Origin of the sequence: Chromobacterium haemolyticum (assembly GCF_002081825.1) — a bacterium.
Lineage (GTDB): Bacteria > Pseudomonadota > Gammaproteobacteria > Burkholderiales > Chromobacteriaceae > Chromobacterium > Chromobacterium fluminis.
Genome location: NZ_MUKU01000011.1, coordinates 91425 through 113174, shown reverse-complemented (window position 1 = coordinate 113174; position 21750 = coordinate 91425). Strand labels below are relative to the sequence as shown.

Below are 21750 nucleotides of genomic sequence, written 5' to 3'. Positions count from 1 at the left end.
GCGGACATTCAACAGGTTTTTAACTTCCGGACGCCTATGTATCCTTATCTGATCGTCAAACACGCCCACATGGGCTTCGCCTATCTGTCGATTCTCTTGTTCGCCGTGCGCGGCGGCCTGATGCTGGGCGGCAAACAGCACCTCCTGGCGCTAAAGCCGGTGCGCATCCTGCCCCACGTCATCGACACCCTGCTGCTGGGCTGTGCCATCGCGCTGGTGGTCATGGGCGGCTGGCCCATCCTGCAAAGCCCGTGGCTGCTGGCCAAGATCGTGGGCCTGGTGCTCTACGTGGCGCTGGGCACCATCGCGCTGCGCCGCGGCAAAACGCCGCAAACCCGGCTGATCGCCTTCCTCTGCGCGCTGGTCGCGGTGTTCTACATCGTGCTGGTGGCCAAGACCAAGATGGTAGTGCCCTTCTTCTGATTCTCCAGGCGCCCGGCCTGCGCTTGACCCAGAACAAGGCCCCGCGACGCGGGGCTTGTTATCGTCGGTGGGTTTTAAACCGGACCGACCAAGATGGCTCTGCACACATCCCTGCCCGAGCTGGTCTGCCCCGCCGGCAGCCTGCCGGCGCTCAAGGCCGCGGTGGACAACGGCGCCGACACCGTTTACCTGGGCCTGAAAAACCAGACCAACGCCCGCAATTTCGCCGGGCTGAATTTCGACGACGCCAGCGCGCGCGAAGGCATCGCCTATGCGCATCGCCACGGTCGCAAAGTGCTGCTGGCGATCAACACCTTCGCCCAAGGCGCCGACGCCGGCCGCTGGCGCGCGGCGGTGGACCAAGGCGCGGCCCTGGGCGCCGACGCGCTGATCCTGGCCGACCTGGGCCTGATGGCCTACGCCGCAGAACGCCACCCTGAGCTGCGCCTGCACATGTCGGTGCAAAGCTCGGCCACCAATTACGAAGCCATCAATCTGGCGCGCGACATGTTCGGCATCCGCCGCGCGGTGCTCCCTCGGGTGCTGACCCTGGATCAGGTGCGCCACGTGATCGAACACACCGACGTCGAGATCGAAGTCTTCGGCTTCGGCAGCCTGTGCGTGATGGTGGAAGGCCGCTGTCAGCTGTCCAGCTACGCCACCGGCGAATCGCCCAACACACACGGGGTGTGCTCGCCGGCCAAGTTCGTGCGCTGGGAGCCGGACGGGCAGCGCATGAACGCCCGCCTCAACCACATCCTGATCGACAGCTACCGCGACGACGAACCCGCCGGCTACCCGACGCTGTGCAAGGGTCGCTTCCAGGTGCGCGACGAAACCTATTACGCGCTGGAAGAACCCACCAGCCTCAATGTGCTGGACATGCTGCCGCAAATCATCGCCAGCGGCGTCGCCGCCATCAAGGTGGAAGGGCGCCAGCGCAGCCCGGCTTACGTGGCCCAGGTGACGCGAGCGCTGCGCGAAGCGCTGGACGCCGCCGGCCGCGACGGCGCGCGCTTCCAGGCGCGCCCGGCCTGGCACCAGGCGCTGAACAAAGTGTCGGAAGGACAACAGCAAACGCTGGGCGCCTACAACCGGCCGTGGAAATGAGCGCCGCCCCCATGGAAAACCGCCAATGACAAGCCTTAATCTGCAATTGACTCTGGGGCCGGTGTTGTTCTTCTGGCCGCGCGACACCCTGCTGGACTTCTACGCCGCCGCCGCCGACTGGCCGCTGGACCGGATCTATCTGGGCGAAGTGGTGTGCTCGCGCCGCCAGCAGATGCGGCCGCAGGACTGGATCTCCTTGGCGCGCGACCTGGCCGCCGCCGGCAAGCGCGTCACGCTCAGCTGCCAGGCGCTGCTGGAGAGCGAATCCGATCTGCGCCGCGCGCGCCAATTGGCCGCCAACGGCGACATCGCGCTGGAGGCCAACGATCTGGGCGCGATCAAGCTGGCGCGCGAGCACGACCTGCCCTTCGTCGCCGGCCCGCATCTCAACATCTACAACGCCGACACCCTGAAGCTGATCCGCGACTGGGGCGCCGAGCGCTGGGTGCCGCCGGTGGAAATGGACCGCGCCACCTTGGCTCAACTGCTGGCCCGCTACGCCGAGATCGGCGCGCCCATCGCCACAGAGTTGTTCGCCTGGGGCAAGCTGCCGCTGGCGCTGTCCGCGCGTTGCTTCACCGCCCGTCATTACAATCTGAGCAAGGACGACTGCCAGTTCCGCTGCCTGGAACACCCGGACGGGCTGACCATGCGCACCCAGGACCAGCAGGACTTCCTCACCCTCAACGGCATCCAGACCCTGTCCGCCGGCTGCCACAGCCTGCTGCCGCATCTACGCGGCCTGGCCGCCATCGGCGTCGACGCCGTGCGCGTCAGTCCGCAGTCGCGCGCCACCAGCGACGTCGTCGCCCTGTTCCGCCAAGCGCTGGACGGCGCCGACCCGGACACGCTGCAAGCCGCCAGCGGACTCCATGCCGACGCCGAACTGGTGGACGGCTATTGGCGCGGCCAGGCCGGCAATCAAGCCATAGGAGCCTCCCATGCGCATTCCTGATCTCGCCCTGCCCTCCGCCGCCGCTGCGCTGCTGTCCCGGCTGCCGGCCGCGCCGCCGGCCTGGCTGCTGGCCGCCAGCCTCAATCAACTGGCCCGGCGCGGCGTACTGCCGGCGGACATGGCGCTGTTGACCGGCCGCCGCTTCGCCATTCGCGTGCTGGACGCCGGCCTGACACTGCGCTTCCGCGCCGACGAACAAGGCTTCCGCCGCGACCAGGACGACGAAGCGCCTGATTTGCAGCTCTCCGCCACGCTGGCCGACTTCGCCCGGATGATGCTGCGCGAGGAAGACCCGGACACGCTGTTTTTCCACCGCAAACTGCTGATTGAGGGCGACACCGAGCTGGGGCTCATCGTCAAGAACCTGCTGGACAGCGTGGACTGGAGCGCCACGCCGCTGGCGCGCTTCATGGCCGTTTAATCTCCTGTTCAAAATCTCTAGTGCAAGGACTAAGCAAGATGAAAACCGCTGAGAAAGCGGAATGTACACGTGGTACATGAGCATTTCGAAGCGGTGCTCGCCGTCTGACGCCTCACGACGCGCAGCAAGTCGTAAACAGGTTCTGATAAGGTGCTGCCGGCACGCGCGCCTTGTGGCCGAGCCAAGTTTGGGCTAATCCGAAAAGAATCAACGCAATCTAGCCGCCTCCCGGCGGCCTGCACTCATCGGAAACGGCCCAAGCCCCATGAAGTCACGCCTGTTCAGCCTGCGGCAGATCTTGCTCGACTTGGCCACCCTGCTCCTGGCCAATCTGCTGATATTCTGGCTGGCAGAACGTTACCAATGGCTGAACTCCGGCGATGGCAATGCGCAAACCATGGCGCTGGCCCTGCTGCTTTGCGTCAACCTGGCCGTATCGCTAGCGCTGTTCGCCTACCGCCGCGCCCGCGAATCCCACGCCATGCTGCAAGAGCTCAACACCCTCGCCGGCCAAGACGCGGTCACCGGCCTGGCCAACCGCCGCCAGGCCAACACCATTCTGGAACGCGAAACCGAGCGCTCCTACCGCACCCGCAGGCCGTTCTCGGTGCTGCTGTTGGACATCGACCACTTCAAGGACGTCAACGACAATTACGGCCACCTGGCCGGCGACCAAGTGCTGGCCGCCTTCGGCGAACTACTACAAAAACGCGCGCGCCAGTTGGACACCGTGGCGCGCTGGGGCGGCGACGAATTCCTGTTGATTTGCCCGGAAACCGAGCAGAGCGGCGCGATGGCGCTGGCCGATGATATCCGTCAGCGCTTGGCGCAGACCGAACTGCCGGCGGTGAATCGCTTGACCGCCAGCATCGGCGTGGCCACCCAAACCGTGGACGACATGCCGGAAACCCTGCTGCACCGCGCCGACATGTATCTGTACGCGGCCAAGAACGCGGGCCGCAACCGCGCGGTGGGCGAAGCTGGCAGCGCCAACCGCGAACGCCGCCTCGCCCCCGACGACTAACTCACAGCCCCAAGCGGTCCCTGAGCCCATACCACCACGCGCCCATGGTCAGCATCGGCACGCGGAACGCGCGTCCGCCGGGGAAGGGATAGTGCGGCAGGCCGGCGAAACGATCAAAGCGCCGGCTGTCGCCGTCGATGGCCTCCGCCAGCAAACGCCCGGCCAGATGGGTGTAAGTCACGCCGTGGCCGCTGCATCCCTGCGAGTAATAGACATTGTCGCCGATGCGCCCGGCCTGCGGCAGCCGCGACAAGGTCAGCGAGAAATTGCCGGTCCAGCCGAACTCGATCTTGTAATCCGCCAGCTGCGGAAAGGTTTTCAACATCTTGGGGCGAATCAGCCGCTCCACCTCGCCCGGATCGCGCGCGCCGTACACGGTGCCGCCGCCGTACAAGAGCCGGTTGTCGGCGGTCAGCCGGTAATAGTCCAACAGGAAATTGCAATCCTCGACGCAGTGGTCACCCGGCAACAGGCTCTTGGCCAGCGCTTCCGGCAAGCGCTCGGTCGTCAGCACCTGGGTGCCGCAAGGCAGACTCTTCTCCGCCAGCGCCGGCAATAGATCGCCCAGATAAGCGTTGCCGGCCACCACCAGGAAGCGGCAACTGATCTCGCCGCCGGCGGTTTCCACCCTCACCCGCCCGCCCGGATGAATCTTCAGCGCCGCAGACTGCTCGAAAATCCGCCCGCCCAGAGACTCCAGCGCCGCCGCTTCGCCCAACGCCAGGTTCAAGGGGTGGATATGCCCGCCCCAGTTGTCCAGCAAGGCGCCGACGTACTGATCCGACGCCACGATGCCCCGCATGCCCTCGCGATCCACCAACTGCAAACCGGTATGGCCGTAACGCTCCCACAAACGCTTCTTGGCCGCCAGCTCGTCCAACTGCTTCTGGGTGAAGGCGGCGAACACATTGCCGGTTTTCAGATCGCACTGGATGCCGTACTGCTCGATGCGCTCGCGAATGATACGTCCGCCTTCGAACGCCATCGCGCCCAACCCCTCGGCCGCCGCTTTGCCGTGCCGGCGCTCGATCACATCCATATCGCGGCTGTAGCTGTTGACGATCTGGCCGCCGTTGCGGCCCGACGCGCCCCAGCCCACCCGCGCCGCCTCCAGCACCGCCACCTGATAACCGCGCTCCGCCAGGTGCAACGCCGCGGACAAGCCGGTGTAGCCGGCGCCGATCACGCAGACATCAACCTGCAAAGCCCCTTGCAAGGACGGGCGCTCCGGCGCCGTATTGGCCGAGGCGGCGTAATAAGAGCTCGTATGTTCCTGTCGGGCCGGCGCGTTCATGGCTGTCTCCTTGGCAAAGCGAACGCGTGGCGTCCGTTCATGATTGGTATAAAAACACAATACACGCGCTCATTATATTTAACAACACCTAGGAGAAAGGATGGCTCGCGGCGGTAAAAAGACAACAAAAAAGCCAGCTCGAGCGCTGGCTTTCGGATGAAGCGGAGACCGGATCAGGCTGAGTTTTTCTGAGCCGCCTTGCGTTTGGCGCTCAAATCCAGGCCCGGCAAATCCGCCATGATGTCCGGATGATCCGCCAATTTCTCCACCACGAAATCAACGAACACCCGGGTGCGCGGCGCGATGTGGTCGCGATGCGGGAAGCAGATGTAAATCGAACGCTCCAGCGACACCATATCGGTCAACACCGGCTCCAGCTCGCCGGAACGGATCAGATGCACCACCTCGTGGCCCGGCAACTGGGCCACGCCCATGCCCAGACGCGCCAGCTCGGCCACCGCCTCCATCTCGTTCAAGGTGTAAGTGCCGTTGACCTCCAGCGGAATCCGCTCGCCCTTGCGGTCGAACTCCCACTTGAACAGACGGCCGGAAGTGGGGAACTGGAAATTGATGCAATCGTGGTTGCTCAGTTCCTCCGGAGCGCTCGGGCGGCCATGCAAATCCCAATACCCCGGCGACGCCACCACGTACAGCGGCATCTGCGCCAGGTTGCGCGCCACCATGCGGCTATCCGGCATCATGCCGGAACGCACCCCCACATCGTAGCCGTCCTCGATCAAATCGCTGAAGTGGTCGTCCAGGCCGAAGAAGACCCGCACCTTGGGGTAGCGCTCGCAGAACTCGCCCATGATGGGCAAGATGAAACGCCGGCCAAAGGAGTTGGGCATGCTGACCCGCAGATGGCCGGCCGGCTCGTCGCGGCTGGCTTTCAGCTGGTTGATCGCCGAATCCAGATTGTTCACCGGCCCGCGGCACTGGGCGTAGAAACGGCGCCCGTCCTCGGTCAGCGTCAATTGGCGCGTGGTGCGGTTGAACAGGCGAACCTCCAGCTCCTGCTCCAGCCGGGCAATGCTCTGGCTGATAGCGGCCGGCGATACGCCCAGCTTGCGTGCGGCGTCGGAGAAGCTGCCGTTTTCCGCCGTGGTCATGAAGACCATCAATGCTTTTAAGGTGTCCATAATCAGGGATGTTCCAGGCTCGGCATCGCCTACCCTTCACGCCCGGACGGACGCCCTGGATTTGACAATGCTGATAACATTATTAAGTAGTATCTCTTTAAAAAGGGTACACCATACCCTTTAATGATTAAAGAAGAACTTGCAAATTGTTGTGAATGCATCTTCATGGACAAATCCACGCCAGGAACAGAACCGACCGCAGCTTCCCCACTGCACCGCTCGCGGAGCGCACTTTGTCATATAGTTTTTACAGCTTGCTTGAAAATACATCGCCCTATTTTCTATGCAATCCAAGTATGCACCTGATTCGGGCTGAATGCCATGAGTTTGTTGCAACAGACTCAATGAAACAGCATCAAGTTGGCAACAATATGCCCCAGGGCCAACGGCGGCCGCTCAGAAGCGGCGTTTGCGGCGCGGCGGCATCCCATCCAGCATAAGCCATGCGTCGCCGCAAACAATACGAGAATCGCGCTCAACAAGCCGTTTTCACCGGCCTGACAAGCGTCGCCTTCTCCCAAAAGCGCCGCGCTTGATCCGCGTCAAGTTATCGCCACCTCGGCCACACAGACCATAAAACACAATTTATAGTGGCCTCCATTCGATAACTTCACTAGATATAGAAATGAGCACAGCTTCCGCGCCCACCGCCATGGTGGATGCCATCTCCGCGATCGACGAATATCTGGACCGGGCCGACTGGCGGGTCAACGCCAACGCCAACCAGGGCTACAGCCTGGGCGGCCTGATCCTCAACATCGCCGGCAAACTCACCGCCAATTACTGGCTGGAGCGGGTGCTGGCGCCGGAAGTTGCCATTGCCCACCGCCAGGGGGACTTGCACATCCACGATCTGGACATGCTGTCCGGCTACTGCGCCGGCTGGTCGCTGCGCACCCTGTTGCAAAATGGCTTCAACGGCATTCCCGGCAAAGTGGAATCCGCGCCGCCGCGCCACCTATCCTCCGCCTGCGGCCAAATCGTCAATTTCCTCGGCACCCTTCAAAACGAGTGGGCCGGCGCCCAAGCCTTTAGTTCCTTCGACACCTACCTGGCTCCCTTCGTCAAGAAAGACGGGCTGAGCTACGCCGACGTGCGCCAGTGCGTCCAGGAACTGATCTACAACCTCAACGTGCCCAGCCGCTGGGGCACCCAGACCCCATTCACCAATCTGACCTTCGACTGGACCTGCCCGGACGACGTCGCCGAGCAGATTCCGGTGCTGGGCGGAGAGGAAATGCCGTTCCGCTACGGCGATTGCGCGCGCGAAATGGCAATGATCAACCGCGCCTACATCGAAGTGATGCTGGCCGGCGACGCCAAGGGCCGCTCCTTTACTTTCCCCATCCCCACCTACAACATCACCCGCGACTTCGACTGGCACGGCGAAAACACCGATCTCTTGTTCGAAATGACCGCCAAATACGGCCTACCCTATTTCCAGAACTTCGTGAACTCCGACCTGGAGCCGCAGATGGTGCGCAGTATGTGCTGCCGGCTGCAATTGGACTTGCGGGAACTGCTCAAGCGCGGCAACGGCCTGTTCGGCAGCGCCGAGCAAACCGGCTCCGTCGGCGTGATCACCCTCAACTGCGCGCGTCTGGGCCACCGCTTTGCCGGCGACTACGCCGCGCTGCTGGCCGAAACCGACCGCTTGCTGGAACTGTCCCGCGACGCGCTGGAGAAAAAACGCGGCGAAGTGCAAACGCGCATCGACGACGGCCTCTACCCCTACACCCGTCACTTCCTGGGCTCGCTGCGCAATCATTTCAGCACCATAGGCGTCAACGGCATCAATGAAATGATCCGCAACTTCAGCGGCGACCGCATCGACATCACCAGCGACGAGGGCCACCAACTAGCCTGCGACTACCTGGATCACATCCGCCAGCGCATGGTGGAGTTCCAGGAAAGCACCGGCCACCTGTACAACCTGGAAGCCACCCCGGCGGAAGGCACCACCTACCGCTTCGCCAAGGAAGACCGAAAACGCTATCCCGGCATCTTGCAAGCCGGCAGCGACGCTCATCCTTATTACACCAACTCCAGCCAATTGCCGGTGGGCTTCACCGACGATCCCTTCGAAGCCCTGCAGCGCCAGGAACAGCTGCAGCGCAAATACACCGGCGGCACCGTGCTGCACCTTTATATGACCGAGGCGGTCAGCTGCGCCGACGCCTGCCGCGAACTGGTGCGCCGCTCGCTATCCCGCTTCCGCCTGCCCTATATCACGGTCACCCCGACCTTCTCGATCTGCCCCAAGCACGGCTATCTGTCCGGTCACCACGAATTCTGCCCGCGCTGCGACGCGGAACTGCTGGCGCGCCAGCCTTCATAAGCCCTTAAGAAAGGAAAGCTCATGACTCCCCCCACCCGCATCCCCGGCCAAGACGCCGCTCCGCTCAACGACGAACAGCGCACCCGCTGCGAAGTCTGGACCCGCGTAATGGGTTATCACCGCCCGGTGCAGTCTTTCAATATCGGCAAGCGCGGAGAATTCGACGAACGGGTCTGCTTCAGTGAACACACCGCCCGCTGACCCCGCAGCAGCCCGCATCGGCGGGCTGACGCCGTTCTCCAGCTGCGACTGGCCGGGCAAACTGTGCGCCGTGGTCTTTCTCGCCGGCTGCCCCTGGCGTTGCGGCTATTGCCACAATCCCCACCTGCTGCGGCGCCAAAACGGCGAAACCCGCTGGCCGGACACCCTGCGCTGGCTGCAAAGCCGGACCGGCCTGCTCGACGGCGTGGTGTTCTCCGGCGGCGAACCGCTGCAGGAGCCGGCGCTGCCGGCGTTGCTGGAACAGACCCGGGCGCTGGGCTTCGCCACCGGCCTGCACACCGGTGGCGCGTATCCGCAGCGCTTGCGGCGGGTGCTGCCGTTGCTGGATTGGGTCGGCCTGGACATCAAAACCGATTTCGGTGCCTATCCGGCGCTAACCGGCTTGCCCCGCAGCGGCGAGCAGACCGAGGCCTCGCTGCACTGTTTGTTGCAAAACAACAGTAATTTTGAATGTCGCAGCAGCATACATCCGCACTGGCACAATGAGATCCAACTGGCCGCGCTGGCGCGGCGGCTGGCGGCGCTGGGCGTCGCCGACTATCACTGGCAGCAACTGCGTCCGCCGCCCTCCTTCGCCCTGCCTCCGGCCCCGGCCGGCTGGCCCGCGCCGCAGCTGATAGAAGAGATCGCGCCTTTGTTCCAGCACTTCAGTTATCGGGAACACTGACAGAAGGTCCAGTTTTCCAAGCTTGTCCCGGCGTCTTCCTTATGACGCCCCAACTTCCCGCCTAGTTTGCCCCCCGCCAGATAGCACCAAATAAGTCATTGATCAATATAATTATTTCTACTTACGGATTTTTAGACAGGCAATTTGTTATAATGTCGGCGACGAATGCAACAGTCGCTGTTCTTGGCACCAGAACAAGGAGTTAGCGCTTCCCATGCCTTTTGCATGTGGGCTACTATCCAGCAGCGTAAAACCACAAGATCAAGAAAGATTTGCTCATGGTCATCTCAAATTCCGCGATAGCACGGCCGCTGCCCAGCGGCTTGTCCGCGAGTCAGCAATGGACGTTGCTGGAATGGATTCACCTTGCCGGACAAATCGAAACCGAAGCCGAGCTCAGGGGGTTTCTGGACATGTTGCTCAGCCAGGCGCCTTCCGAGCACATGGTGCTGGCGCTGGGTCGCATCAACCAGCACCAGCAGATTCAGCGGCTGGAGCGGGTCTTGAATGTCAGCTATCCCTCGGAATGGCTGAAGCATTACATGGAGGAAAACTACGCCCAGCACGATCCCATCTTGAAGATCCATCTGGGCAGCGGACCGGTGCAGTGGCAAGAGCGCTTCAGCCGTGCCAAGGGCAAGGAAGAACGCAAGTTCATCGCCGAGGCCGCCACCGTAGGATTGGAAAGCGGCGTCACCTTCAGCGCCGCCTCCAAACGCAATAATCTGGGTTGCATTTTCTCCGTCAGCGGCAAAGACGCCAGCTCCGACCCCAATCTGGTCGCCATGCTGGAATGTCTGACGCCCCACTTGCACCAAGCTGCGGTGCGCATCGCCAATCTGGCCCCGGCCACACCCAGTTCCATGCCGCTATCGCAGCGTGAATACGATATTTTCCACTGGATGAGCCGCGGCAAGACCAATTGGGAAATCGCCACCATCCTGGACATCAGCGAACGAACGGTGAAGTTCCACGTCGCCAACGTCATCCGCAAGCTGAACGCCAACAATCGCACTCACGCCATCGTGCTGGGCATGCACTTGTTGCCGCCTCCCGGACTCCAGGTCAGCGATTAGCTGCGGGCCGGCCAGCTTAAGCCCACGCGGGAGCATGCGCACGGTCATATTCCAACCAGGAACGGACGCACTCTCTTGGCGCAGCGACTTCCCGTCGCAGCGACTTGATGAACTCCGGATCAGCCTGCTCCCAGTCAAAGCAGCCCGCAACCGACATCACTCCGCCGTCCAGCGGTCTTGGCACGCCCACCGGCTGTATCGGAAACCCCATTCGGGACAGATGCCGATAAAAAGACGGCTCCACCACGAAATAAAGCCAGCGCACCTCGTTGGCGCGCGACCACTCCCATAAGCTCAGATACAACAAGCGCGCAATCGCTCTCGTCTCACGACCGGAAATCGTCTTGCCCACCGCGAAGCGAGTGATTTCCCCACAACCCGCGCCTTTGCGGATGCGCTCCCCAGGCGCCAGCAAACGGGCAAACTCCCGCTCGATCATGAAGGGCTGATCGCCTGGCGTGAAACGCGCCGACCCCACCACTTGCTGCTGCGCAATCACCGCCAGATTGTCGGAGAACACGTCGTAATCATCCAAGTCCAGGCCGTCCGGCCGCGGCGGTACCCAACCCAGTTGCACGCGAAACACCTGGTGGCGGAACTTCAGCAAATCAATTTCATAAGACGTCGCGTTGACCTTCTCCATCTGCAAGCTATCCAACTCCAGTGGAAAGAAATGAGCCATTTTATTTTCTCCAATCATCAAGTTACCGGCACGGGCACTGTAAGAGCAGGACTGAACCGGGAAATCTGACCAAATGGACAGGAGCTGATTTTTAGGAATGTGCTAAGGCCAACGATGGCAAAAAGTCTTTACCCTGGATTTGCCTGGACTTTCGCCGCGCGATTTCTTTTCACAAAAATGCCAAATACATATTTGAACGCATCACAATGGCTTAGCTAAAAATATCCTCACTAAAATCAAAAGTTTGCGTGCCATACCCGGCAGAGGCAAGTGCTCAAGTCATTGAAGCATCAATAGTTTTTCCGAGTTAAAAAGCGAGCCATCCTTAGTTTTTTGCCCTAGAGCAAAGACTCTTAAGGCCGCCATGCCTAAGATCGCCTTTTATTCACCCGTACCGGCATCGTTGCTAAATGACCACAAATTCCCCGCTCTACGCTCCCTTGCAGATAGGGCAACGCGCTCTGCTCCCCATCGTGCAAGGCGGAATGGGCATAGGCGTTTCCGCCAAAAGCCTGGCCGGCCACGTCGCCCGAGAGGGCGCGCTGGGCACCGTGGCCAGCGTCGATCTGCGCCATCTGCACGCTGATCTGGTTGAGCAGTCGCCATACGCGCGCGGTCAGGCCGAACTGGATCGTCTCAACCTGATTGCGCTGGATCGCGAAGTGAAGGGCGCGCTGACCTACGCTCAGGGCCACGGCATGGTGGCGGTCAATGTGATGAAGGCTGTGGCCTCTTATCCGGACTATGTGCGCCAAGCCTGCGAATCCGGCGCAGAAGCGGTGGTGATGGGCGCGGGCCTCCCGCTGGACCTGCCGGAGATGACCTCGGACTTTCCCAAGGTGGCCTTGATCCCCATCCTGTCCGAGGCGCGCGGCATCGGCATCGTGCTCAAGCGCTGGATGAAGAAGGGACGCCTGCCGGACGCCATCGTCATCGAGCACCCCAAACACGCCGGCGGCCATCTGGGCGCGGCCAGCCTCGCCGAACTGGACGCCGAGCGCTTCAGCTTCCAGAAAGTGCTGGACGACACCCGACAGTTGTTCAAAAGCCTGCAACTGGAAAGCGAGCGCATCCCGCTGATCGTCGCCGGCGGCGTCAACAGCTTCGAGAAGATGAAGGCCTGCATCCAGGACTTCGGCGCATCCGCGGTACAGATAGGCACCGCCTTCGCCGTCACCCGCGAGGGCGACGCGCACGACAACTTCAAGCGCACGCTGGCGGAGGCCAAGCCGGAAGACATAGCCGAATTCATGAGCGTGGCCGGCCTTCCGGCGCGCGGGGTGCTGACGCCCTTCCTGAAAAGCTATCTGAAGCGCGAGGCCATCTTGCAGGCCAACGCCAAGGCCGACCCCGCGCGCTGCACTCAAAGCCTCAATTGCCTGAGCGCCTGCGGCCTGCGCGACGGCGTGGCCAAGATGGGCCAGTTCTGCATCGATCTCAAACTCGCGGCGGCCTTCCGCGGCGAAGTGAGCAAGGGGCTTTTTTTCCGAGGCGCCGATCCGCTGCCTTTCGGCGACGCGATGCGCAGCGTCAACGAAACCATCCGCTATTTCCTGACCGGGGAGAAACCGGCCGATCTCGCCGGCGCCTGAACGCCTGTTCAAAGTCTCGCGAGCAAGGACGAGACAAGGCGAAAACAGCTTCAAGCCTGTAGGCAAACAAGACAAAGCCCCGCAAAGCGGGGCTTTATCAATTCAACCAGACATGTCGGACGGCTTGGCACTAGACTCTCAGAACGCCGGGATCACCGCGCCCTGGTACTTGCTCTCGATGAACTTGCGCGCTTCCGGGCTGGCCAGCGCGGCGGCCAGCTTCTTCACGCCCACGCTGTCCTTGTTGTCGGCCCGCGCCACCAGTAGGTTGGCGTAGGGCGAGGTGGTCTCGATGAACAAGGCGTCGCGCTTGGGATTGAGTTTGGCTTCCAGCGCGTAGTTGGCGTTGATCAGCGCCAGGTCCACCTGCGGCAGCACGCGCGGCAGCGTGGCGGCTTCCAGTTCCTTGATCTTCACCTGCTTGGCGTTGGACGCAATGTCTTTCACCGTCGGGTACAGATTGTTGCGGTCCTTCAATTTGATCACGCCGCCCTGATCCAGCAGCAGCAAAGCGCGGCCGGCGTTGGTCGGATCGTTGGGGATGGCCACAGTCGCACCCTTGGGCAGGTCCGCCACTTTCTTGAACTTGCTGGAGTAAGCGCCGAACGGTTCGATGTGCACCGGCTTGCTGGCCACGACCAGCTTGGTGCCGCGATCCTTGTTGAACTTGTCCAGATAGGGAATGTGCTGGAAGAAGTTGGCGTCCAACCGCTTCTCGGACACTTGCAGATTGGGCTGCACGTAGTCGTTGAACACCTTCACCTCCAGCTTGACCCCTTGCTTGGCCAGGGTGGGCTTCAAGGCTTCCAGGATTTCCGCGTGCGGCACCGGAGACGCGGCCACGGTGACGGTCACCAGGTCGGCGGCCAGCGCCTGCGCGCCCCACAGCGCGGTGACGGCGGTAAAGGCGAAGCGAGCGATATTCTTTTTCATGATGCGATTTCCTCTATTCAACACAGTGTTGGGTTCAAATCTCTTGGGTTTTCGATGCGGCCGCAGCGCCGGGCGCTCAGAGCCAACTCACGATCTCGCGAGCTCAGGCGAGACAAGGCGAAAACGGCTGAGAAAGCGGAATGTACGCGTGGTACATGAGCATTTCGAAGACGGTTTCAACGCCGTATCGCCGACGCGCAGCAGATCGTGAACAGGTTCTCAGCCGCGTTGACAGCGCAGCACCAGCCGGTCGCCAAAACTCTGTATCAACTGCACCAGCAACAGCAGCAACACCACGGTCACCACCATCACCTCGGTCTGAAAACGCTGATAGCCGTAGCGCACCGCCAAATCTCCCAGGCCGCCGCCGCCGATGACGCCGGACATCGCGGTGTAGGACACCAGCGCCACCGTGGTCACCGTCGCCGCGCCCACCAGGCCCGGCAAGGCCTCCGGCAGCAGTACGTGACGCACGATCTGGCCCAGGCTGGCGCCCATGGACTGGCTGGCCTCGATCACCCCCCGGTCCACTTCGCGCAGCACGTTTTCCACCAGTCGAGCGAAAAAGGGCGACGCGCCGGCCACCAGCGGCGGAATCGCGCCCGCCACCCCTATCGAAGTACCCACCAGCTTCAGCGTCAGCGGGATCATCACGATCAGCAAAATCACGAAGGGCAAGGAGCGGAACACATTGACCAGGAAGGACAGCGTGGCGTACAAGCGCGGCCGCGACAGCAATTGCCCCGGCGAGCTAACGTACAGCACCACGCCCAGCGGCAGGCCGAACAGCACGGTGAACAGCAACGAGGCGCCCAGCATGGTCAGCGTGTCCAAGGTGGCCTGGCCTATTTCCAGCCAGTCCATGCTCAATAATTGGGCCCAGTCGAAACCTTCCATCACAGCACCTCGCAACGCACGCCATGACTGGCGAATAATTCAGGCAGACTCTCCAGCGGAGCCTTCGACTCGATCACGCCGGCCACCAATTGGCCAAACGGCGTGCCCTTGATCTCGGACAGCGTGCCGCTGACCAGGTTGAAGCGGGCGCCCGCCTCCTTGCCCACTACATCCAGCACCGGCTGCAAGGTGGGATCGCCAACGAAGGTCAGCTTGATCAGCGGCGCGCCCACGCGCTGTTGCCAGGTCTGGCGCGCTTCTTCGTGATACAAGCCGGTTTCCGCCAATAGCCCGCGGGTCACCTCGTGCCGCGGGTGCAGAAACACGTCCAGCACCGGCCCCTGCTCCACCACGCGGCCGTGGTCCAGCACCGCCACCTGATCGCACAATTGGCGGATCACGCGCATCTCATGGGTGATCAACACAATGGTCAGGCCAAGCTGGCGGTTGATGTCGGCCAGCAGGGTCAGGATGGAATCCGTGGTTTCAGGGTCCAGCGCCGAGGTCGCCTCGTCGCACAGCAAGAGTTCGGGGTGATTGGCCAGCGCCCGGGCGATGCCGACGCGCTGCTTCTGGCCGCCGGACAATTGCGCCGGGTATTTGTCGCGATGGCCGGATAGCCCCACCAAGGCCAGCAGTTCTTCGACGCGAGCGTCCATATCGACCGCGGACACGCCGCCGGCCAACTCCAGCGGAAAGCGCACATTGCCCGCCACGGTGCGCGACTTCAACAAATTGAAATGCTGAAACACCATGCCGATGCGTTGGCGGCGCAATTGCAATTGCCGGCTGTCCAGCGCGGTCAGATCCGTGTCGCCCAAGCGCACCGCGCCGCGGTCCGGGCGCTCCAGCAGGTTCAGGCAACGCACCAAGGTGCTCTTGCCCGCACCGGAACGGCCGATGATGCCGAACACCTCGCCCTTGGCCACCTTCAGGCTGACGTCAGCCAAGGCCGGCACTTCACGCCCGTCCACCCGGTAATGTTTGTATAAATTCTCTATTTCAATCATGCCTTGCCTCTGAATCCCGCCATCCGTCAACGCCACTGCCTGACGATTGCGAACCAGTCTATAAGCAAGTCACATAAAACCTAAAGAACTATAAATTTAATCATTTATTCAAATTAGAAATATGAATGACAAATCACCGCGGAATTGACCCCGCTCACCCCCGTCCCCGGGGATTTTTGCTACATTGTGTCTTTGCTTGCCAACCGAATACAGCACGTCATGACCGCCTTTACCAGCTGCAACCCCGCCACAGGAGAAGTCGTCTACACCCGCGCCGCCTGGCCGGAATCCCAACTGCCTGCCGCCCTGGCGCAGCTGCGCGAGGCACAGCGCCACTGGCGCGAGCTGAGCGTGGCCGAACGCGCCGAGCAACTGCTGCGCCTGGCCGATCAACTTCAAGCTCATCGCGAAGAACTGGCCGGCCTGGTCACGCTGGAGGTGGGCAAACGCACTGCGGAATGCCTGGCGGAAATCGACAAATCCGCCCAGTTGATCCGTTACTACGCTCAATTGGCGCCGGAACTGCTGGCTTCGCTGGACATCCCCACCCAGGCCAGCCGCAGCGGCGTGGCCTTCGAGCCGCTGGGCACGGTGCTGGCGGTGATGCCGTGGAATTATCCGATCTGGCAGGTGCTGCGCTTCGCGGTGCCGGCGCTGATGGCCGGCAACGCCTGCCTGGTGAAGCCGGCGCCGTCGGTGCCGCAATCCACTCAGCGTCTGCTGGAGTTGGCGCGCGCCGCCGGCTTGGCGGTGCTGGACGTGGCCTGGATAGATCATGATCAAGTGGAAGAGGCCATCCGCCAGTGCGACGCGGTGGCCTTCACCGGCTCCACTCAAACCGGGCGCGCCATCGCGGCGCTGGCCGGCCGCCATCTGAAAAAGACCGTGCTGGAGTTGGGCGGCAGCAATCCCTTCATCGTGCTGGCCGACGCCGACGTCGCCGCCGCGGCTCAGGACGCGGCCAACTCCCGCTTCCGCGACGCGGGCCAGAGCTGCAATGCGGCCAAGCGCATGATCGTGGTGCCGGAAATCGCCGAAGCCTTCATTGACGCCTTCTGCGCCGAAGCCGCCAAACTGCGCGCCGGCGACCCGCGCCACCCCGCCACCACCTTGTCGCCGCTGACCCGCGCCGATCTGCGCGAAGCGCTGCACGCCCAGGTGCTGGACGCCGTCGCTCACGGCGCCGAGCTGCGGCTGGGCGGACAGATGCCGGCCAGCCCCGGCTTCTTCTATCCGGCCACGGTGCTGGACCGGGTCAACTCGGACTGCCGCGTCTACCACGAGGAAGTATTCGGCCCGGTAGCCGGCATTTTGCGCGCGCGCGACGAGGCCGACGCGCTGCGGCTGGCCAACGATACCCCCTTCGGCCTGGGGGCCAGCATCTACAGCGCGGACAAGGAGCGCGCCTGGACACTGGCGCGCCAAATAGAAGCCGGCAGCGTGTTCATCAACCGCCATACCAGCTCGGACCTGCGCCTGCCTTTCGGCGGCGTCAAATCCTCAGGCTATGGCCGCGAGCTGTCCGAGTTCGGCCTGTACGAGTTCGTCAACGTCAAAACCTACTGGCAGAAATAAGCCGCCGTCGCAACGGCGGCCGGCGGGCCTTTAGTCTTCCGACGGAAAGCGCGCCAACAGCGCGTCGCGCCGCGCCTGCCATTGCTGCAGGCGCTGCTGCAGAGCAAGCAAGGCTTCGTCCTGGCGCGCCAACTCCTCCACCAGCTTGCGTTGCTCGCTCAAGGGCGGCACGGGCAGCGGCATTTCCGCCAGCGCCTCGAAGCCGAACTCGGCCCCCTCCACCGCCGCGCCCAGCCGTTCCAGGCAAAAGCGCCACCCTTCCGACTGCCGGTAGCACTCCAGGAAAGCCGGCAAGATCCGAGCTTCGTCCAACGCGAAAGCCCTTTGGTCCGCCGCGGCCAGCGTCGGAGCTTCGTCGACGTTGCGCGCCAGCGCGCCCTGATACAAACGGGCCGGATCAAAGGCGAAAGCGTTGGGCGGCAGCGCCGTGCCCAGGCCCTCTCCGGCCCGACGCCAGCCGCCGCCCTCGGTAGCCTCCAACAGTTCGCCCTCGGCGGTGGCCGCCAGCGGCGCGGCCAATTCCCCCAATTTGCACACCTCCCAGTTGCCGGGAACCACCCCCAACGGACTGGGTTTGAACGATTGATGCGGACTCCACTTGCCCATGCGCCGGGTGCCGTAGCCGCGGTTGAGCAAGGCCTGGATGCGGCTGGGGCGCAGCTTGCGCTCCGCCGCGTATTGGCTGGACAGCAACTCCAACTTTTCATCCGTCAAAGCCAGGCAGCCCTCCAGCTCGCCCTCCTCCGCCCGCCAACCCTGCTCTTCCGTGAAGAAGGCCGCCAGCCGCGCGTCCAGCGCCTGCTCCTGCTCTTGCAAGGCGGCCAGCTCAGTGGCCAAGGCCTCGGCGTCCACCACCTCGGCCGCCTCGTCCTGGGCGAAGTAGCGCTGCACGTTCAGATTGCCCCGGTGACCTTGCTTGATCTCGCGCAGCCCCACCAGGCGCAGATAGTCCGGCTCTTCCGTTTCCTGCTCCACCGCGGCGCGGTAAGCGCGCAGGATATGTTCGATGTCCTCTTGCCGCAGCGTGTTCTGCACCCGGCCACGGCCGAACTCCTTGCTGGCGTCGACGATGATCACCTTATTGCGCAGGCCCGCCGGTTTGTTCTTGTTCAACACCACCACGCAGGTGGGCATGCCGGAACCGTAGAACAAGGCAGGCGGCAAGGCGATTACTCCCTCGATGCGGTCGCCGGACTGGCCTTGACTGCCAAACAGCAGGCCGTTGCGGATGCGGCCCTCGTCGCCGTCGCGGAACAGCACGTCGTGCGGCATCACCAGCGCAGCGCGACCATCCTCTTTCAAGGTGGCCAATACGTGCTGAACGAAGGCGTAATCGCCGAAGCTGCGCGGCGGAATGCCGTAGCCGAAGCGCTTATGCTCGTCCGTCAGCTTCTTGTAGTTGGGCTCGGCGGGACGTTTGCGGCGACGCTTCTTGCCGTCGGCGGGCGGCGGTTCCACCGCCTCGGCCTCCAGTGGCGTCCACCAGTTTTTCACCGTGAACGGCAGTTGCGCCACGATGCGGTCGAAGCGAGGCAGCCAGCCTTCCGGGGTCAGGTGCTTGGGCTCCACCAAGGTGTCCCCCAATTCCAGGCTCATCTCCACGCCGTGGAAATAAGCGCACAGCTTGGCCATCGCCCAAGTGGCCGGCAGTTTTTCCTGGCCGAACAACTCCAGCGCGACTCGGCCGTCCGGCAAGCGGCCGCCCGGCCGCGCGCCCAGCATGCGCCAAGCTTCGAGCAAGGTGCCCGCCACGCCGCAGCTGGGGTCGTACAGGCTCTGGCCCGGCTGAGGCTCCGCCAGCCGCAACAGCAACTGGCTGACCGGCGCCGGCGTGGAAAAGGCGCCGCCGCGCTTGCCGGACTCCGCCGCGTAGCGGCGCACCAGCCCTTCGCAGACCTCGCCCAGACGGGACGGCGCTTCCAGAGCGGCGTCGCCCAGCTTCAGCGCGCCGATATGGTTCATCAAGGGGTGCAGCACCTCGTCGCTCAAGCGCTTATGGCCCTGGTATTGAGCAACGCTGAGTACGCCGGCCAGCGCCGGGTGATGCTCCTCAATGGCGGCCACCGCCTTGTCCAGCGCCTCGCCTATGCCTTTCTTGCGCTCTTGCAGGCCGGGCCAGCGCGCATGCTGCGGATAGACGCCGTATTGTTCCTGCACCACGCCCTCGGCGCGCTTGCGGCTCATGCCCTCGGCCGCCACGCGCGCCTGAACCCGCTCCACAAACACATCGTGCAGGCGCTTGAGCACAAACAGGCCGAACACGTGGTTCTTGTAGTCGTACAGGTCCACTTGCTCGCGCAGCAGTTCCGTGGACGCCCACAGCGCCTGTTCCAACTGGTCCGGGGATAGCAAAGTCATAAGCCAACAACCAAGTTAAATGACAAACCCGGCTATTTTAGCCGCAACGTCGCACAGCGTCGGCAAAGAATGGTCTCGGCAATAGGGTTCCCTACAGGACAATTCATCTTCATGTCATTCTGCCGTCATCCGCCGCGCCTAGACTGCGGCTCTTCCGCATCGCAACTCACGACATCATCATGACTTTGGCCAAACGCCTGTGGCTGACCATCCTCTTCACCCTCGCCAGCCTGGCGTTGGCCCTCATCCTCACCGGACAGCAGCTGAGCGGCCTGACCCGCGCGGTGGACCGCCACAGCGCGCGTCAGCAATTGAGCGCCAGCCTCTATCAGCTCAAAGCCGGCGTATTGCAGCTGTCGCGGCTGGACCCGCTGCTGCCGGACAGTCCGGCGCGGCTGCGGGACACCAGCCTGGCCGTGGCGCGCCTGACCGGCGACATCGCCACCGGTCTGCCCGCCAATGAGTCCGCCCCCTTTCGTCAGGCAGTCGGCCGATTGTGGCAAGACTACGAGCGCAATCTGAGCAGCGCGCTGGCCATCGCCGAGACCGCGCCGCAGGACGCGCTGTCCATTCCGGAACAAGCCTGGCAGCAAAGCCTGCAGCCGCTGGCGACCTTGCTGGACCGCCAACAGGCGCAGGAACAAGGACGGCTGGCCCAGGAAACCGCGCAATTGCAGGACACGCTGCAAGGCCTGGCCTGGCTGACGCTTGGCCCGCTGGCGCTGGCCAGCCTGATAGTGGCGGCAATGCAATTGGCGCTGGCGCGCCGGTTGAAGCGGCAGTTGCAGGCGATGGCCGCTTCAGCCGACGCGCTGGGAGAAGGCAATCTGGCGATGCGGCTGCCGGCTCAGGGCCGCGACGAGCTGGCCGCCACCGCCGGCCGCCTGAATCAGTTCCTGAACAAGCTGAACGACTTGCTGCGCCGGGTGGAAGCCGACGCCCACCGCAGCGGCGGCGACTGCCAGCGCCTGCAATTGCTGACTTTGCAAGTGGCCGACGCCAGCCGCCAGCAAAGCGCCAAGGCCAAGCTCAGCAACGAGGCGGCCCACGCGGTGGCCGACAGCGCCCAAACCGTGGCCGGCCATCTGCAACAGGCGGACGCCCACACCCGACAAGCGGCGGACGATACCGGCCGCGCGCGCGAACTGGGCCGGCTCAACGCCGAAGCGATGCGGACGCTGGCCGACAATATGGGATGCGCGCAAACGGAAATGCGCCAGCTCCAACTCAGCCTGGACGACATCGCCGGCGTCAGCGGACTGATCCGCGATGTAGCCGAGCAAACCAATCTGCTGGCGCTCAACGCCGCGATTGAAGCCGCGCGTGCCGGCGAAAGCGGCCGCGGCTTCGCCGTGGTGGCCGACGAAGTGCGCAAACTGTCAGAGCGCACCCGCGCCGCCACCGGCAGCATCTTCGACGCGTTGGGCCGCGTGGAGGGCGCCACCGGCTCGCTGCACGCCGCGCTGGAGCAAGCCGGCGACGCCTGCGCCGACAAGCTGGATTCTCAACAGGCGCTGGATCAGGCTCTGCTGCAAGTGGACGCGGGGTTGGAGCGCTTGAATCGCTTGATGGCCGACATCCGCGAGCACAGCGCCGCCCAGGCCCGCGCCGGCGGAGACATCCGCCAGCACGGCCACGAAGTGGCTCACCTCGCCGCCGCCATCGACCAGCAAATGCAGCAAGCCGCGCCGGTGATGCAGCACCTGGCCGCCGCGGCGCAGGATCTGAATCAGACCCTGAGCTGGTTCCGCATCGACGCGCCGGACGCCGAACCCGCGTCTTCCGCCGAGGCGCCCGATTGGCGGCTGCGGCAACAACCGGCTTAGCCACCGCGCCGGCGTCAATTAGGCAGAAAATTGCCGCCGACTCACGCCTAGAGCATTTATTCCACACAAAGTCTTGCCATCCGCCTAAACACGCAATAGATCGCCCTTTTGCTCGCCATCTTCAATCTTTTGTCATGTTTGAAATAAGCTAGCGAGTACATTTCGTTACATACCGTAATGAAAAGCAAAGGTAGATTAGCCCCCTCTT

General features: G+C 63.3%; 17 protein-coding genes and 2 pseudogenes. 11 read left to right on the top strand and 8 right to left on the bottom strand.

Annotated features, from left to right (window positions below; all coding sequences use genetic code 11):
• Positions 1–36 precede the first annotated feature (36 nt).
• From B0T39_RS10700 to B0T39_RS10680, 5 genes are all read left to right on the top strand, one after another.
• Positions 37–423, top strand: coding sequence for a SirB2 family protein (locus B0T39_RS10700; protein WP_019102352.1), 387 nt, complete (start codon positions 37–39; stop codon positions 421–423).
• Between the two features lie 93 nt (positions 424–516).
• The gene (gene ubiU, locus B0T39_RS10695) at positions 517–1533 is read left to right on the top strand and encodes a ubiquinone anaerobic biosynthesis protein UbiU (RefSeq protein WP_081546398.1); all 1017 of its coding nucleotides are present in this window, start codon (positions 517–519) and stop codon (positions 1531–1533) included.
• A 25-nt stretch (positions 1534–1558) separates the two neighbouring features.
• On the top strand, positions 1559–2488 hold the full coding sequence (locus B0T39_RS10690) for a U32 family peptidase (RefSeq protein ID WP_081546396.1): 930 nt from the start codon (positions 1559–1561) through the stop codon (positions 2486–2488).
• Positions 2475–2909 carry a ubiquinone anaerobic biosynthesis accessory factor UbiT gene (gene ubiT / locus B0T39_RS10685; RefSeq protein ID WP_081546394.1) on the top strand — a complete coding sequence of 145 codons (435 nt, stop codon included), beginning with the start codon at positions 2475–2477 and terminating at the stop codon, positions 2907–2909. The genes B0T39_RS10690 and ubiT overlap by 14 nt, the downstream gene beginning before the upstream one ends.
• Positions 2910–3174: 265 nt before the next feature.
• A complete protein-coding gene (locus tag B0T39_RS10680) occupies positions 3175–3933 on the top strand; it encodes a GGDEF domain-containing protein (protein WP_081546392.1) in 759 nt (252 codons plus the stop codon).
• Between the two features lies 1 nt (position 3934).
• Here B0T39_RS10680 and B0T39_RS10675 read toward each other — a convergent pair whose 3' ends face one another.
• Positions 3935–5227 carry an NAD(P)/FAD-dependent oxidoreductase gene (locus B0T39_RS10675; protein ID WP_081546390.1) on the bottom strand — a complete coding sequence of 431 codons (1293 nt, stop codon included), beginning with the start codon at positions 5225–5227 and terminating at the stop codon, positions 3935–3937.
• Between the two features lie 173 nt (positions 5228–5400).
• Positions 5401–6366, bottom strand: a complete 966-nt coding sequence (locus B0T39_RS10670; protein WP_081546388.1) for a LysR family transcriptional regulator — start codon at positions 6364–6366, stop codon at positions 5401–5403.
• A 625-nt stretch (positions 6367–6991) separates the two neighbouring features.
• Here B0T39_RS10670 and B0T39_RS10665 point away from each other — a divergent pair.
• The 3 genes and pseudogenes from B0T39_RS10665 to B0T39_RS10650 all read left to right on the top strand — a co-directional run bounded on the left by B0T39_RS10665 (position 6992) and on the right by B0T39_RS10650 (position 10669).
• A pseudogene (locus B0T39_RS10665) lies at positions 6992–8905 on the top strand (ribonucleoside triphosphate reductase).
• On the top strand, positions 8886–9593 hold the full coding sequence (locus B0T39_RS10655; RefSeq protein WP_081546382.1) for an anaerobic ribonucleoside-triphosphate reductase activating protein: 708 nt from the start codon (positions 8886–8888) through the stop codon (positions 9591–9593). Before B0T39_RS10665 ends, B0T39_RS10655 begins: the two are co-directional and overlap by 20 nt.
• A 278-nt stretch (positions 9594–9871) precedes the next feature.
• Positions 9872–10669, top strand: coding sequence for a LuxR family transcriptional regulator (locus tag B0T39_RS10650; RefSeq protein ID WP_081546380.1), 798 nt, complete (start codon positions 9872–9874; stop codon positions 10667–10669).
• A 16-nt stretch (positions 10670–10685) separates the two neighbouring features.
• Here B0T39_RS10650 and B0T39_RS10645 read toward each other — a convergent pair whose 3' ends face one another.
• Positions 10686–11351 carry an acyl-homoserine-lactone synthase gene (locus tag B0T39_RS10645; protein WP_176219536.1) on the bottom strand — a complete coding sequence of 222 codons (666 nt, stop codon included), beginning with the start codon at positions 11349–11351 and terminating at the stop codon, positions 10686–10688.
• 410 nt (positions 11352–11761) lie between these two features.
• Here B0T39_RS10645 and B0T39_RS10640 point away from each other — a divergent pair, with 410 nt between their 5' ends.
• A complete protein-coding gene (locus tag B0T39_RS10640) occupies positions 11762–12943 on the top strand; it encodes an NAD(P)H-dependent flavin oxidoreductase (protein ID WP_081546376.1) in 1182 nt (393 codons plus the stop codon).
• A 138-nt stretch (positions 12944–13081) separates the two neighbouring features.
• On the opposite strand, the gene B0T39_RS10635 is transcribed toward B0T39_RS10640, so the two are convergent.
• The 4 genes and pseudogenes from B0T39_RS10635 to B0T39_RS10625 form a co-directional block, all read right to left on the bottom strand.
• Positions 13082–13876: a MetQ/NlpA family ABC transporter substrate-binding protein gene (locus B0T39_RS10635; RefSeq protein ID WP_043636254.1), complete on the bottom strand. Its 795-nt coding sequence runs from the start codon at positions 13874–13876 to the stop codon at positions 13082–13084.
• A gap of 219 nt (positions 13877–14095) precedes the next feature.
• Positions 14096–14773: a methionine ABC transporter permease gene (locus B0T39_RS10630; RefSeq protein ID WP_081546374.1), complete on the bottom strand. Its 678-nt coding sequence runs from the start codon at positions 14771–14773 to the stop codon at positions 14096–14098.
• Positions 14773–15006 carry an NIL domain-containing protein gene (locus B0T39_RS26555; protein ID WP_425598752.1) on the bottom strand — a complete coding sequence of 78 codons (234 nt, stop codon included), beginning with the start codon at positions 15004–15006 and terminating at the stop codon, positions 14773–14775. Before B0T39_RS26555 ends, B0T39_RS10630 begins: the two co-directional genes overlap by 1 nt.
• Positions 15007–15051: 45 nt before the next feature.
• A pseudogene (locus tag B0T39_RS10625) lies at positions 15052–15783 on the bottom strand (methionine ABC transporter ATP-binding protein); the annotation flags it as partial.
• 219 nt (positions 15784–16002) lie between these two features.
• Between B0T39_RS10625 and B0T39_RS10620 the strand changes: the two are divergent.
• Positions 16003–17358, top strand: a complete 1356-nt coding sequence (locus tag B0T39_RS10620; protein ID WP_081546370.1) for an aldehyde dehydrogenase family protein — start codon at positions 16003–16005, stop codon at positions 17356–17358.
• A gap of 30 nt (positions 17359–17388) precedes the next feature.
• Here B0T39_RS10620 and B0T39_RS10615 read toward each other — a convergent pair whose 3' ends face one another.
• Positions 17389–19716, bottom strand: a complete 2328-nt coding sequence (locus B0T39_RS10615; protein ID WP_081546368.1) for an N-6 DNA methylase — start codon at positions 19714–19716, stop codon at positions 17389–17391.
• A gap of 179 nt (positions 19717–19895) precedes the next feature.
• Here B0T39_RS10615 and B0T39_RS10610 point away from each other — a divergent pair, with 179 nt between their 5' ends.
• The gene (locus B0T39_RS10610) at positions 19896–21542 is read left to right on the top strand and encodes a methyl-accepting chemotaxis protein (RefSeq protein WP_081546366.1); all 1647 of its coding nucleotides are present in this window, start codon (positions 19896–19898) and stop codon (positions 21540–21542) included.
• The last annotated feature ends 208 nt before the right edge of the window (positions 21543–21750 follow it).

Coding starts and splice junctions, on each gene's coding strand:
- B0T39_RS10630 (WP_081546374.1), bottom strand. CDS start 14,773: ATGGAAGGTTTCGACTGGGCCCAATTATTGAGCATGGACTGGCTGGAA.
- B0T39_RS10640 (WP_081546376.1), top strand. CDS start 11,762: ATGACCACAAATTCCCCGCTCTACGCTCCCTTGCAGATAGGGCAACGC.
- B0T39_RS10645 (WP_176219536.1), bottom strand. CDS start 11,351: ATGGCTCATTTCTTTCCACTGGAGTTGGATAGCTTGCAGATGGAGAAG.
- B0T39_RS10650 (WP_081546380.1), top strand. CDS start 9,872: ATGGTCATCTCAAATTCCGCGATAGCACGGCCGCTGCCCAGCGGCTTG.
- B0T39_RS10680 (WP_081546392.1), top strand. CDS start 3,175: ATGAAGTCACGCCTGTTCAGCCTGCGGCAGATCTTGCTCGACTTGGCC.
- B0T39_RS10700 (WP_019102352.1), top strand. CDS start 37: ATGTATCCTTATCTGATCGTCAAACACGCCCACATGGGCTTCGCCTAT.
- B0T39_RS10620 (WP_081546370.1), top strand. CDS start 16,003: ATGACCGCCTTTACCAGCTGCAACCCCGCCACAGGAGAAGTCGTCTAC.
- ubiU (WP_081546398.1), top strand. CDS start 517: ATGGCTCTGCACACATCCCTGCCCGAGCTGGTCTGCCCCGCCGGCAGC.
- B0T39_RS10670 (WP_081546388.1), bottom strand. CDS start 6,366: ATGGACACCTTAAAAGCATTGATGGTCTTCATGACCACGGCGGAAAAC.
- B0T39_RS10690 (WP_081546396.1), top strand. CDS start 1,559: ATGACAAGCCTTAATCTGCAATTGACTCTGGGGCCGGTGTTGTTCTTC.
- B0T39_RS10610 (WP_081546366.1), top strand. CDS start 19,896: ATGACTTTGGCCAAACGCCTGTGGCTGACCATCCTCTTCACCCTCGCC.
- ubiT (WP_081546394.1), top strand. CDS start 2,475: ATGCGCATTCCTGATCTCGCCCTGCCCTCCGCCGCCGCTGCGCTGCTG.
- B0T39_RS10675 (WP_081546390.1), bottom strand. CDS start 5,227: ATGAACGCGCCGGCCCGACAGGAACATACGAGCTCTTATTACGCCGCC.
- B0T39_RS10615 (WP_081546368.1), bottom strand. CDS start 19,716: ATGACTTTGCTATCCCCGGACCAGTTGGAACAGGCGCTGTGGGCGTCC.
- B0T39_RS10635 (WP_043636254.1), bottom strand. CDS start 13,876: ATGAAAAAGAATATCGCTCGCTTCGCCTTTACCGCCGTCACCGCGCTG.